Genomic DNA, 12,277 nt, shown 5'->3' with positions numbered 1-12,277 from the left:
GTACCCGTGCCCTTCCCCGCCGGACTCACCGACCGCCCCCTGACCCGGGACGACCTGCCCGCGGTGGCCGCGCTGCACGCCGCCGCCGAGCGGGTCGACGACACGGGCGAGCACCACGACGCGCACGACCTGGCCGAGTACTGGTTCGCCCCCTTCGTCGAGGTCGACCTGGACACCCGCGTGGTGCTCGACGGCGACGAGGTCGTGGCCGTGGGGACGACGATCGCGCCGCCCACGTTCCGCGGCGCCTACGGCGTGCACCTGGACGGCCGGGTGCACCCCGACCACCGCGGCCGCGGCATCGGCCGGGCGCTGCTGGACTGGCAGGCCGGCCGGGGCCGGGAGATCCACGCCGCCCGGCACCCCGAGGCCCCGGGCCGGCTGACCGTGCTCGCCCAGAGCACCATCGCCGGCCAGGAGGGTCTGCTCCGCCGGGCCGGCTTCGAGCCGGCCCGCTGGTTCCAGTCGATGTCCCGCCCGCTCACCGACCTGCCCGCGCCCCGCGCCGTGGACGGCGTCGAGCTGGTGGCCTTCGACTGGTCGCGCGACGAGGAGGTGCGGCACGCGCACAACGCGGCCTTCACCGAGCACTACGGCTCCAGCGAGCGCGACCGCACGTCCTGGGAGTCCATGTTCACCGGGCAGCGGGCGTTCCGCCCGGACCTGACGGTGCTGGCGGTCGAGGACGGGGTCGCCGGCGGCGGGGCCGTCCTGGCCTACGTGCTGGCCTACGTCCACGAGGCCGACACCGCCGCGACCGGGCAGGTCGAGGCCTACTACGGGCAGATCGGGGTGGTGCCCGCCGCGCGCGGCCGCGGGCTGGCCAAGGCGGTGATCGTCGCGGCGCTGCAGGCCGCTGCCGACGCCGGGTGCGACACCGCGTCGCTGGAGGTGGACACCGACAACGTCTCCGACGCCCAGGGCCTCTACACGGCCATGGGCTTCCGGGTGCGCCGCACCCAGGTGTCGTGGTCGGTGCAGCTCGCACCGCGGGGGTGACCGCCCAGTAGGGTCCGGGCATGGTCACTGTGGATCAGCTCACACCGCCGGGGGTGGATGCCCGCCTGGCCGCGCGGGCGCACCGGGCGATCGAGCCCCTGCACTCGCAGCACTACTTCTCCCCGGAGCTCGACGAGCACCTGGTCGCGGTCGGCCTGCGCCCGGGGCGGATGACCTACTTCGCCGGCCGCGCGGCCCCCATGGGGGCGGTCTCCCCGGGCGTGGTCACCGCCACCTTCTACAACTTCGCGCCCGCCCTGGTCGCCCGGCACGTGCCCCGCTGCTGGAGCCTGGCCACGCCCGAGCAGGTCGTCGCCGCCCGGTTCACCAGCGCCGGCGCGTCGCTCACCCGGCTGCTGGGCGACACCCCCACCGCCGACGTCGTCGAGCTCGGCGACCTGCTCGCCGAGGCCTGCACGGTGCTCGCCCCCGAGGCGCGTCCGCTCTACGCCGGGCACGCCGACCTCGCGTGGCCCACCGACCCGGTCACCCGGCTCTGGCACGCGGTCACCCTGCTGCGCGAGCACCGCGGCGACGGCCACCTGATGGCCCTGCAGCTGCACGGGCTCTCCGGCCTGGAGGCGCTGGTGACCCACACCGCGACCGGCCGCGGGTTCACCGTCGAGGCCGCCCAGCGCACCCGCGGCTGGTCGGCGCAGGAGTGGGGGGTGGCCCAGGACGCGCTCGTCGCCCGGGGCCACCTCGACGAGCAGGGATCCCTGACCGAGGACGGCACGGCCCTGCGCGGGGCCGTGGAGGAGGCGACGGACACGATGAGCGTGGAACCCTTCGAGCACCTGGGGGTCGAGCGCACCGAGCGGGTGGTGCAGCTGGCCAAGGGCATGGCCCGCACCCTGGTCGGCAACGGGGCCTACCCGGCCGGCGTGCTGGCGGGGGGTTCGCGGTGAGCGCCCACGGGCACGAGTCGACCGCTGCCGCCCGGCTGCCCTTCCCCGAGGTCGCCGCCGCCGACGCGGCGATCGCCGAGCGGATGGCGGCCCGGCGTGGGGGCGAGCTGTCGGCGCTGGACAAGCTGCTCCTGCACAGCCCACCGGTCGCCGACGGCTGGAACGAGCTGCTGGGCGCACTGCGGCACAAGTCCTCCCTGGCCGCGGACCTGCGCGAGCTGGCCATCCTGCGGGTCGCCGTGCTCAACAACGCGGCCTTCGAGTGGGTGGCGCACAAGGAGGCCGCCCGGCGGGCCGGGGTCACCGACGCCCAGATCGACGCGCTCTACGACATGGACCCGGCCCAGCACTTCGACTACCGGCAGAACCTCGTCCTCGAGCTGACCGACACCGCCACGTTCGAGATCGCCGTGCCGGACCTGCTCTTCCAGCGGGTGCGGGCGGAGTTCAGCGAGCGCGAGATCGTCGAGCTGATGGTGACGATCGGCGGCTACGCGATGGTCAGCCGGTTCCTGGTCGCCCTGCAGGTGCCCCCGCCCGAGGGCGAGGTGGGGTCCAGCTAGGGCCTGACCAGCAGGACCCGGTTGGCGTCCTGGGCGGTGAGCTGCCACCCGGCGGCCACCGCCTGGGCGACCAGGGGTCGGTCGGGCATGAGGAGCAGGCAGTCGACGCCCTCGTCGGCCAGGGTGTCCAGCGCACCGTCGGCACCGCGCATCAGACGCTCGGTGCCCATCAGCGTGGCCACCCCGTAGACGTCGTTGCGGCCGTCGGCGGAGATCAGCACGCCGTCCGCACCGCGGAGAAGAGTCAGCAGGCCGCCGTCGTCGTACTCGTTGAGCACCCGGCACCCGTCCGGGATCGCCGCGATGGTGGCCTCGGTCGGGAACAGCGGTCCGGGTCGACCGAAGTCGGCCGCGTTGGCGAGGGCCACGCCCAGGACGGCGGCGCCGACGGCCACCGGCAGGGTCACCGCCAGCCGGCTCACCAGCCAGGGCGTGCGGGCCGGTCGCACCACCGGCAGGACGGCGGCCACCGCGGGCACGGCGACCAGGAGCGCCATGGGGGAGAACCGGGCGGCGGTCACCCCGCCGGCGACGAGCACCGCGACCGCGCCCACCCAGAACGGCAGCCAGACCGGGGTCCCTCCCTGCCCGGCCGACCGCCGCCAGGCGCCGAGCAGCGCGGCCAGCGCGGCCGCCGCGGCGACCCAGGTCAGCACCAGCATCGGCTTGGCACGCCAGAGCGGAGCCCACTCGTCGATGATCTCCACCGAGGCGCCGGCCGTGTGCCCGGCCGCCGCGACGATGCCGGTGCCCAACGGCGAGGCGAGGCAGCCCAGGCCGACCGCGACCAGGACGACGAGGGGCCGACCCAGCCGGGTGAGGGCGGCGGTCCAGCTGCTGCGGGCGCGCACCACGTCGCGGAGCGGCCCGACCGCCACGGCGACGGCGACCCCGCCCCCCACCGCGGCCAGCCCGCTCAGCGCGGCGAGGTGCACGTTGACCCAGAGCGCGGTCAGGGCGGCGAGCGCCGGGGCGCCGAGGACGAGCGACCGGCGGCCGGTGCCCCCGAGCACGGACCAGGACAGCCCGACCACGAGGACCGCCGCGGCGTAGCTCAGCGACTGCGGACGGGCGGAGAGCCAGGGGATGACGGGGACGAGCGCCACCGTGGCCACCACGGTCAGCTCGGGGGTGAGGGCGCCGAGGCGGCGTCCCACGACGGTGGCCGCGATCCCGACCGCACCCACGGTGAGCACGGTGAACAGGCCCAGGGCGGTCCAGCCCCCCAGGACCCACGCCCGCTCGACCAGCACGTCGTAGAGCCAGGAGTTCGGGTGCCACGGAGTGCCGGCGGCGTCCCAGCTGTCGTTCTCCACGAGGGAGGTCGTCCGCCGGGCCAGCACCTCGGCACCGGTGGTGATCTGCCAGTAGGTGTCGCCCTCGGCGAAGGTGGTCGCTCGGGCGATGCCGGCGAGCACGAACGGGAGCGCGCCGAACAGCAGCAGCGCATCCCGGTGCCGCCGGGCCCGGGCCAGGGCTCGGCGAACCCTCGACGGCCGATCCACCCCGGGCGCTCCGGGCTGGACGGCGGGGGTGAGCGTGGCGGTCACGGGGGTCCTCGGGTCGTGGGGCGTCCCGCACCTGATCGGCACCGCCGCCGGCGCACTTGAGCCCCGCCCGGGTCAGGCGGTGACGGCCTCCCGGTCCGGCGTCCTCGGCCGGACGGCGACCAGCGGCAGGAAGAGCTGCACCAGCGGGCCGATGGCCACCGCGTAGAGCACCGTGCCCACCCCGACCGTGCCACCGAGCAGCAGGCCGACGCCGAGCACGGTGATCTCCAGGCAGGTGCGCACCAACCGCACGCTGCGGCCGGTGCGGGCCACCAGCCCCGTCATCAGCCCGTCGCGGGGTCCGGCGCCGAACGCGCTGGCCAGGTAGGTGGCCCCGGCGAACCCGTTGAGGACGACGCCGCCCACGAGCAGCCCGGAGCGCAGCCACAGGGACTCGACCGGGGGCAGCACCGCCAGGCCGGCGTCCACCGCGACGCCGATCACGACGACGTTGCTCACCGTGCCCAGCCCCGGCCACTGCCGCAGCGGCACCCAGAGCAGCAGGACGAGGGCACCGACGGCGATCACCACCGTGCCGAAGGACCAGCCCAGCTGCTCGGCCAGGCCCTGGTGGAGCACGTCCCACGGGTCCAGCCCGAGGTCGGCGCGCAGCACCATGGCCATGGAGAAGCCGTACAGGGCGAGGCCGGCGTAGAGCTGCACGAGCCGGCGGGGGAGGCGGCCGGCGCGGAGCTGCTGGCGCGGGGTGAGGACGGGCGGTCGGGTCACGCCACCCAGGGTGGACCGCTCGGAAGGCATCCGGAGCAGTCCACGGTGGACCGCTGGACTGCTCCGGTCGGGTGGTGTTCACCCGATCCACAGCGGGCCGGGGCGATCACGGCACTGCGACGTGCCACCATGGACGACGGCCCCGACGGGTGGGCCCGGACCGGGGGAGGTGGCGCGCGATGCGCAGCGAACCTCCCAGTAGCAGTCCCGAGGTCCCCGCAGCCTGACGCCGCCGACGCGTCGCGCGCGGGACCCCTCCGACGTCCCTCACCCGCACCGTCCCCGGGAGTCCGTCGTGGCCGATCGCCGCCGTCCCCAGCTCACCGCTCCGCTCACCGCCCTCAGCACGCTCACCCGGCGTCCTCGGCCCGCAGGCTTCGCGCCCGAGCCGGTGACCCGGCTGGAGCTGCCCGGTCGGGCGCCCAAGCTCATCGACAACGCCGTGTACAGCAACGGCAAGCGCGTGGACACCCCGGAGTCCCCGGCCGAGAGCCAGGCGTGGCTGCGGTTGACCGACGGCTTCGCCGAGAACCGGCTGGCGTGGCTGGGGCTGTACCGGCCCGAGCCCCACCAGGTCGGCGAGCTCGCCGAGCTGTTCGACCTGCCCGAGCTGGCCGTCGAGGACGCCATCCACGCCCACCAGCGGCCGAAGTTCGAGCGCTACGGCGAGACGCTGTTCGTCGTCCTCAAGGCCGCCCGGTACCTGGACGCGCGCGAGGAGGTCGAGTTCGGCGAGCTGCACCTGTTCCTGGGGCGCGACTTCGTGATCACGATCCGGCACGCCGAGTCCCCGGACCTCGCCCGGGTGCGGCGGCGGCTGGAGAGCGACCCCGAGCTGCTGGCCAAGGGCACCGAGTCGGTCCTGTACGCGATCCTGGACGCCGTCGTCGACGGGTACCTGCCGGTGCTCGCCGGGCTGGACAAGGACATCGACGAGATCGAGCTCGAGGTCTTCCGCGGTGACCCGACGGTGTCCCGCCGCATCTACGAGCTGTCCCAGGAGGTGCTCGACGTGCAGCGGGCCACCGCCCCGCTGACCGGCATCTGCGCGGCGATCACCGCCGGGTTCGAGAAGTACGGCGTGGACGAGGAGCTGCGGGCCAGCCTGCGGGACGTCGCCGACCACGTCACCGGGATCAACGAGCGGGTGGACGCCTTCCGGTCGCAGCTGCGCGACATCCTCACCGTCAACGCCACCCTGGTGGCCCAGCGGCAGAACGAGGAGATGAAGACGCTGTCGGAGACCTCGATCGCCCAGGGGGAGGAGGTCAAGAAGATCTCCGCCTGGGCCGCCATCCTCTTCGCCCCGTCGCTGGTGGGTGGGGTCTACGGGATGAACTTCAAGCACATGCCGGAGCTGGAGTGGCAGTTCGGGTACCCGGTCGCGCTGGCCCTGATGTTCGGCGTCAGCTTCACCCTGTACGTGATCTTCAAGCGCCGGGACTGGATCTAGGCGTAAGCTCCGCCAGTACAACTGCACAGGGGGTGATTGGTCTCGACTTCGGTCGGGTCACCAGGGGAAGCGAGCCGAGGAAGCCAACGATGAGCTCGTTAACCACGCGTTGGAAAACACACAAGCGCCGACTCCAGTCAGCGCGACTTCGCTCTCGCTGCGTAAGCAGCCAGAGTGAGTCTGTCAGCCCGGGTTCTGTCATCGGCCCGGATCCTGGCATCAGCTAGATGACTCACCGTGCTGGTCGGTCGCGGACCGGCACGGGACACCCCACAGCGACTGGGCCTGTCGTCCCGACCTGTTCGTGGGATCGGGAAGGTCGAGCAGGGACTACGCGGACTGCGCTCGGAGAAGCCCTGGTCGCGCGTCGAAGGACGCGGGTTCGATTCCCGCCACCTCCACCATCACAGCACCACCCCTTGCAGAGTCGGCAGAGCCCGGACGGTCCACGGACCGCCCGGGCTCTGCTGCGTCCTGGGCCAGTACGGTCGGTGGTCATGACCTCGGACATGGCTGCCCAGCACGACGCCACCGTGGCGATGGTGGCGCAGCGGGTGGCGATGGGGGACGCGCCGCACGTGCCGCGCCCGCTGGACCACCTGGTGGTGGTGCCGCGTCGGCACGTCGAGGCCGTACAGGCCGAGCTCGTGGCCGCCGGGTTCCGCATCGACGGGGTGCGGCGGGGGCTGCGGCGGGCCCGGGTCGAGTTCTCGCGCATCGACGCCGCCGACGTCGAGACCGCCGACGCCTTCACCCGGGAGATCCTGGACGTCGTGGGCCGGCACGGCGGCGAGTACGACGGCTGGGCCGGCTACCTCGCCGCGGACCCCGCGGACGACTGAGGCCGAGGGTGCGTGGCCCCTCGGTCCCAGGCGGCAGCCACGGACCACACGACGCCGTCCCGGTCGAGCGCGCCAGCGGGATCACGCCCACCCTCGCGCCAGCAGCAGCGTGGGACGTCGAGGAGCACCTGCCTCCAGTGGCGCCCCAGGGCTCGGGGACGACCCGTCCTGGATCCTGAGGCGCCACTCGGTGGACGCGAGCCCGGTCAGGCGCAGACGTACTCGGCGAGGTGCTGGCCGGTGAGGGTGGCGCGGTCGGCGACCAGCTCGGCCGGGGTGCCCTGGAAGACCACCCGGCCGCCGTCGTGGCCGGCGCCGGGGCCGATGTCGATGATGCGGTCGGCGTGGGCCATGACGGCCTGGTGGTGCTCGATGACGATCACCGACCTGCCGGAGTCGACCAGCCGGTCGAGCAGGCCGAGCAGCTGGTCGACGTCGGCCAGGTGCAGGCCGGTGGTGGGCTCGTCGAGCACGTAGACGGTGCCGCCCTCGCCCATCTGCGTGGCCAGCTTCAGCCGCTGCCGCTCGCCGCCGGACAGCGTGTTCAGCGGCTGGCCGAGCGTGAGGTAGCCCAGGCCGACGTCGACCATGCGGGCCAGGACCTTCTGCGCCGCGGGGGTCTTCGCCTCGCCGGTGCCGAAGTAGTCGTGGGCCTCGGAGACGGGCAGCGCGAGCACCTCGGCGATGTTCTTGCCGCCCAGCGTGTACTCGAGCACGGCCGCCTGGAACCGCTTGCCCTCGCACTCCTCGCAGGGGGTGGAGACGGTGCCCATCGTGGGGATCTCGGTGATGATCACCCCGGCGCCGTTGCAGGACGGGCAGGCTCCTTCGGAGTTCGCGCTGAACAGCGCCGGCTTGACCCCGTTGGCCTTGGCGAACGCCTTGCGCACCGGCTCGAGCAGGCCCGTGTAGGTGGCCGGGTTGCTCCGCCGGGAGCCCTTGATGGCGCTCTGGTCGATGCTCACCACGCCCTCGCGACCGGCCACGGACCCGTGCACCAGCGAGCTCTTGCCCGACCCGGCCACCCCGGTGACCACGGTCAGCACGCCGAGCGGGATGTCGACGTCGACGTCCTGGAGGTTGTGCGTGCTGGCGCCGCGCACCTCGAGCACCCCGGTCGGCGTGCGGACCTCGGACTTCAGCGTTGCCCGGTCGTCGAGGTGCTGGCCGGTGAGCGTGCCGCTGGCGCGCAGGCCCTCGAGCGAGCCCTCGTAGACGACCTCACCACCCGCGGTGCCGGCGCGCGGACCGATGTCGACGACGTGGTCGGCGATGGCGATCGTCTCGGGCTTGTGCTCGACCACCAGCACGGTGTTGCCCTTGTCGCGCAGCTGCAGCAGCAGGGTGTTCATCTTGCCGATGTCGTGCGGGTGCAGCCCGATCGTGGGCTCGTCGAAGACGTAGGTGACGTCGGTCAGCGAGCTGCCCAGGTGCCGGATCAGCTTGGTGCGCTGGGCCTCGCCGCCGGACAGCGTGCCGGCCGGCCGGTCCAGCGACAGGTAGCCCAGCCCGATGTCGGTGAAGGCGTCGAGGGTGTCGCGCAGGCCCTGCAGCAGCGGGGCCACGCTCGGCTCGTCGAGGGCGCGCACCCACTCGGCCAGGTCGCTGATCTGCATCTGGCACAGCTCGGCGATGTTCTTCCCGGCCACCAGCGAGGAGCGCGCGGTGTCGTTGAGCCGGGTGCCGTCGCAGTCGGGGCAGGTGGTGAAGGTGACCGCCCGCTCGACGAAGGCGCGGATGTGCGGCTGCATCGCGTCGACGTCCTTGCTGAGGAAGGACTTTTGGATCTGCGGGATGATGCCGAGGAAGGTCAGGTTGATGCCCTCGACCTTGATCTTCGTGGCGTCCTGGTACAGCAGGGCGCGCAGCTCGCGCTCGGGCAGGTCGCGGATCGGCACGTCGCAGTCGAACAGGCCGCAGCCGCGCAGGATGCGGCCCTGCCAGCCGTCCATCGACCAGCCGGGGATCTGCAGCGCGCCCTCGTTGATCGACTTCGTGTCGTCGTAGAGCGCGCTGCGGTCGAAGTCGGTGACCGAGCCGCGGCCCTCGCACCGGGCGCACATGCCGCCCTGCACGAAGAACTCCTTGCGCTCGGGGGCCTTGCGGGCCTCGGGGGCGCCCTTCTCGACGGTGAGCCCGCCCTTGCCGCTCATCGTCGCGGTGTTGAACGAGAACGCCTGCGCCGAGCCGATGTGCGGGGTGCCGATCTTGGAGAACAGGATGCGCAGCAGGGCGTTGACGTCGGTGGCGGTGCCCAGCGTCGAGCGCGGGTTGGCGCCCATGCGCTCCTGGTCGACGATGATCGCGGTGGTCAGGCCGTCGAGCAGGTCGACGTCGGGCCGCGCCTGGCTGGGCATGAAGCCCTGCAGGAACGCCGGGTAGGTCTCGTTGATCAGCCGCTGGGACTCCGCGGCGATGGTGGCGAAGACCAGCGAGCTCTTGCCCGAGCCGGAGACGCCGGTGAAAACGGTGAGCCGGCGCTTGGGGATCTCGACGTCGACGTCCTTGAGGTTGTTCTCGCGGGCGCCCACCACGCGGATGAGGTCATGGCTGTCTGCTGGGTGCTCCACGGCGTGCTGTCTACCGCATGCGGGCGACAATTCCGACCCGGTCACATCCGCTCGGGCCGGCTCGTCAGGAGGGTGTGCGCATGGTCGAGGAGTTCGAGGCGGAGCGGCCCAGGCTGGTCGCGCTCGCCGCCCGGGTGCTGGGGGACCGGGCCGAGGCCGAGGACGTCGTCCAGCAGGCCTGGCTCCGGCTGGACCGCACCGACACCGAGGTCCTCGACCTACCGGCCTGGCTGACCACGGTCACCACCCGGCTGTGCCTGGATCGGCTCAGGGCCCGCACCCCGGTGCCGGTGGCGGAGGTCGACGACGTCCCGGACACCGCGCTCGACCCGGCCGAGGAGGTGGCGCTGGCCGACACCGTCGGGGTGGCGCTGCAGGTGGTGCTGGACCGGTTGCCGCCGCGGGAGCGGGTGGCCTTCGTGCTGCACGACAGCTTCGGCTTCGAGTTCACGACGATCGCCGCCGTCCTGGACACCACCCCGACCGCGGCCCGCAAGCTCGCCTCCCGGGCCCGCGCCCGGATCGCCCAGCCGGCCGCGGAGGACCGGCTGGCCGACTGGGTCGTGGTGGACGCCTTCATGGCTGCCGCGCGCGGGGGAGACCTGGCCCGGCTGCTGGAGCTGCTGGCCCCGGACGCCGGGGTCACCGCCGACGCGGCCGCCCTCCAGGCGGGCACCCCGGAGCGGATCGACGGGCGGGAGGCGGTCGCCGGCTTCTTCGACGGCAGCGCGCACGCGGCCCTGCCCGTGCTGGTGGAGGGCCGCCCCGGTTATGCCTGGTACCACCGCGGCGAGCCGACGGTGGTCTTCGACTTCACCGTGGCCGACGGGCAGGTCACCGGCATCGTCTTCCGGGCGGAGGCCGCCGTGCTCGCCGAGGTCGCTCGACGGTCGGTCACACCGGCGGGCCCGCCGTCGTCACAGGACCAGAGCACCCCCACGACGACGGAGGACCACCGATGAAGACCATGACCTGCGCCCAGCTCGGCGGGCCCTGCGACCTGGCGCACCGCGGCGAGGACGCGAACGCCGTCATCAACGCCCAGGACCAGCACCTGAAGGAGCGCGAGGCGGCCGGCGACGCCGCCCACCAGTCGGCACGCGACGCGATGAAGGGCCGGTGGCGGCACCCCAAGAAGTCGATGGACTGGTACCGGGCGATGCAGCAGGCCTTCGCCGACCTGCCGACCGACTAGACCTTCACGACCATCTTGCCGGTGTTGGCACCGCGCATCATCGACAGGAACGCCTCGACGGTGTTCTCGACGCCCTGGACCACGGTCTCGTCGTAGGCGATCTCCCCGTCGGCGAACCAGCCGGTCATGTGCTCGCGGAACTCGGGCGCGACGTGCGCGTAGTTGCCCAGCGTGAAGCCCTTCAGGGTCAGCCCGCCCTTGATGATGTTCATCATGTTGCGCGGCCCGGCCGGCGCCTGGTCGGCGTTGTACCCGCTGATCGCGCCGCACAGTGCGGCCCGGCCGCCGTCGTTGAACACCGCGAGTGCCGCCTCGAGGTGGTCGCCCCCGACGTTGTCGAAGTAGACGTCGATGCCGTCGGGGGCCGCCTCGCGCAGCTGGTCCAGCACCGGGCCAGCCTTGTAGTCGAAGGCGGCGTCGTAGCCGTACTTCTCGGTCAGCAGGGCGACCTTCTCGGCCGACCCGGCCGACCCGACCACGCGGCCGGCGCCGAGCAGCTTCGCGATCTGGCCGACCGCCGAGCCCACGGCCCCCGCGGCGCCGGAGACGAAGACGGTGTCGCCCTCACGCAGGCCGGCGATCGCGGTCAACCCGACGTAGGCGGTCATGCCGGTCAGCCCGAGGACGCCCAGGTGCAGCGAGGCGGGGGCGCCGGGGATCTCCGGCAGCACGCGGAACCCGCGCGCGTCCTCCTGGACGACGTCGCGCCAGCCGAAGTTGTGCAGCACGAGCGCGCCGACGGGGTGGGCCTCGGACGTCGACTCGACGACCCGGCCGACCGCGCCACCGGTCATCGTCTCGCCGAGCGCGAACGGCGGGACGTAGCTCTTCACGTCGTTCATGCGACCGCGCATGTACGGGTCGACGGACAGGAACTCGTTGCGTACGCGTACCTGGCCGGGGGCGAGGTCGCCGTAGGTGACGGTGACGGTGGCGAAGTCCTCGGGCGTCGGCCAGCCCTGCGGACGGCGGACGAGCTGGATCTGGGTGCTCTCGGTCATGACGATCTCCTTCAGGATGCGAGCCCGGCGGCGAGCAGTGCGATGCCGAGCAGGGGAGGGGTGAGCTGGGTCAGGGCGGGCCGGGTCTTCGTGCGGTCGCTCGTCAGCAGGACGAGTCCTGCGGCCACCATCGAGCCGGCGCCGACGAACACGAGCGTGGCGCCGACGGCAGTGGAGCCGGTCGCCAGGACCACGATGCCGACCACGATCTCGACAGCCAGGAACAGGTTGTAGAAGCCCTGGTTGAAGGCCATCGACCGGGTCTCGCGGGCCTGCTCGGGCGTGGTGCCGAACGTGGCCCGGGCCTTCTCGCCGGTCCACACGAGGGACTCCAGCACGAAGATGTAGAGGTGCACGGCGGCTGCGACGCCGACCAGCACCAGACCTGCGACGACCACGCCGACCTCCGAGTTGTGGACTGACCGTTGCACCATAGCCACGCCCGGGGTACTTTTGCAACGCACGGT

12 protein-coding genes and 1 other RNA gene are annotated in these 12,277 nt (G+C 73.1%); 8 read left to right on the top strand and 5 right to left on the bottom strand.

What is annotated here, in order from left to right:
* The first annotated feature begins 6 nt into the window (after window positions 1-6).
* From BLS67_RS00740 to BLS67_RS00730, 3 genes are read left to right on the top strand one after another with little or no spacing between them, the layout of a single operon-like run.
* Window positions 7-999, top strand: coding sequence for a GNAT family N-acetyltransferase (locus BLS67_RS00740; RefSeq protein WP_091237983.1), 993 nt, complete (start codon window positions 7-9; stop codon window positions 997-999).
* Window positions 1,000-1,019: 20 nt separating this feature from the next.
* Window positions 1,020-1,907, top strand: a complete 888-nt coding sequence (locus BLS67_RS00735) for an SCO6745 family protein (protein ID WP_091237980.1) — start codon at window positions 1,020-1,022, stop codon at window positions 1,905-1,907.
* Window positions 1,904-2,470, top strand: coding sequence for a carboxymuconolactone decarboxylase family protein (locus BLS67_RS00730; protein WP_242653678.1), 567 nt, complete (start codon window positions 1,904-1,906; stop codon window positions 2,468-2,470). The genes BLS67_RS00735 and BLS67_RS00730 overlap by 4 nt, the downstream gene beginning before the upstream one ends.
* On the opposite strand, the gene BLS67_RS00725 is transcribed toward BLS67_RS00730, so the two are convergent.
* Window positions 2,467-4,020: a hypothetical protein gene (locus tag BLS67_RS00725; protein ID WP_091237978.1), complete on the bottom strand. Its 1,554-nt coding sequence runs from the start codon at window positions 4,018-4,020 to the stop codon at window positions 2,467-2,469. The two genes, BLS67_RS00730 and BLS67_RS00725, sit on opposite strands and share 4 nt — an antisense overlap.
* A gap of 72 nt (window positions 4,021-4,092) precedes the next feature.
* Window positions 4,093-4,749 (bottom strand): membrane protein YczE, encoded by a 657-nt coding sequence (gene yczE / locus BLS67_RS23590; protein ID WP_165617418.1) that lies wholly within the window; start codon window positions 4,747-4,749, stop codon window positions 4,093-4,095.
* Window positions 4,750-5,044: 295 nt separating this feature from the next.
* Between yczE and BLS67_RS00710 the strand changes: the two genes are divergently transcribed.
* The 3 genes from BLS67_RS00710 to BLS67_RS00700 all read left to right on the top strand — a co-directional run bounded on the left by BLS67_RS00710 (window position 5,045) and on the right by BLS67_RS00700 (window position 7,044).
* Window positions 5,045-6,202, top strand: a complete 1,158-nt coding sequence (locus tag BLS67_RS00710; RefSeq protein ID WP_091237972.1) for a magnesium and cobalt transport protein CorA — start codon at window positions 5,045-5,047, stop codon at window positions 6,200-6,202.
* Between the two features lie 28 nt (window positions 6,203-6,230).
* Window positions 6,231-6,606: a transfer-messenger RNA gene (gene ssrA / locus BLS67_RS00705) on the top strand.
* 93 nt (window positions 6,607-6,699) lie between these two features.
* Window positions 6,700-7,044 (top strand): ribonuclease E inhibitor RraB, encoded by a 345-nt coding sequence (locus BLS67_RS00700; protein WP_091237968.1) that lies wholly within the window; start codon window positions 6,700-6,702, stop codon window positions 7,042-7,044.
* A 206-nt stretch (window positions 7,045-7,250) separates the two neighbouring features.
* Here the strand turns inward: BLS67_RS00700 and BLS67_RS00695 are convergent, their stop codons facing one another.
* Entirely contained in the window at window positions 7,251-9,614 is a 2,364-nt protein-coding gene (locus BLS67_RS00695) for an ATP-binding cassette domain-containing protein (protein ID WP_242653675.1), read from the bottom strand.
* Window positions 9,615-9,694: 80 nt separating this feature from the next.
* Between BLS67_RS00695 and BLS67_RS00690 the strand changes: the two genes are divergently transcribed.
* A complete protein-coding gene (locus BLS67_RS00690) occupies window positions 9,695-10,576 on the top strand; it encodes a sigma-70 family RNA polymerase sigma factor (protein ID WP_165617417.1) in 882 nt (293 codons plus the stop codon).
* The gene (locus BLS67_RS00685; RefSeq protein ID WP_091237961.1) at window positions 10,573-10,809 is read left to right on the top strand and encodes a hypothetical protein; all 237 of its coding nucleotides are present in this window, start codon (window positions 10,573-10,575) and stop codon (window positions 10,807-10,809) included. The genes BLS67_RS00690 and BLS67_RS00685 overlap by 4 nt, the downstream gene beginning before the upstream one ends.
* Here BLS67_RS00685 and BLS67_RS00680 read toward each other — a convergent pair.
* Window positions 10,806-11,810: an NADP-dependent oxidoreductase gene (locus BLS67_RS00680; RefSeq protein ID WP_091237959.1), complete on the bottom strand. Its 1,005-nt coding sequence runs from the start codon at window positions 11,808-11,810 to the stop codon at window positions 10,806-10,808. The genes BLS67_RS00685 and BLS67_RS00680 overlap by 4 nt on opposite strands.
* A gap of 11 nt (window positions 11,811-11,821) precedes the next feature.
* Window positions 11,822-12,241: a DUF1304 domain-containing protein gene (locus BLS67_RS00675; protein WP_242653674.1), complete on the bottom strand. Its 420-nt coding sequence runs from the start codon at window positions 12,239-12,241 to the stop codon at window positions 11,822-11,824.
* Between the last annotated feature and the right edge of the window lie 36 nt (window positions 12,242-12,277).

Origin of the sequence: Klenkia soli (assembly GCF_900103975.1) — a bacterium.
GTDB lineage: Bacteria > Actinomycetota > Actinomycetes > Mycobacteriales > Geodermatophilaceae > Klenkia > Klenkia soli.
This window is presented reverse-complemented; position numbering and strand designations above follow the sequence as displayed.

Excerpts from the sequence above, each read along its gene's own strand:
- BLS67_RS00735 (WP_091237980.1), top strand. The coding sequence starts at position 1,020 with ATGGTCACTGTGGATCAGCTCACACCGCCGGGGGTGGATGCCCGCCTG.
- BLS67_RS00685 (WP_091237961.1), top strand. The coding sequence starts at position 10,573 with ATGAAGACCATGACCTGCGCCCAGCTCGGCGGGCCCTGCGACCTGGCG.
- BLS67_RS00680 (WP_091237959.1), bottom strand. The coding sequence starts at position 11,810 with ATGACCGAGAGCACCCAGATCCAGCTCGTCCGCCGTCCGCAGGGCTGG.
- BLS67_RS00690 (WP_165617417.1), top strand. The coding sequence starts at position 9,695 with ATGGTCGAGGAGTTCGAGGCGGAGCGGCCCAGGCTGGTCGCGCTCGCC.
- BLS67_RS00700 (WP_091237968.1), top strand. The coding sequence starts at position 6,700 with ATGACCTCGGACATGGCTGCCCAGCACGACGCCACCGTGGCGATGGTG.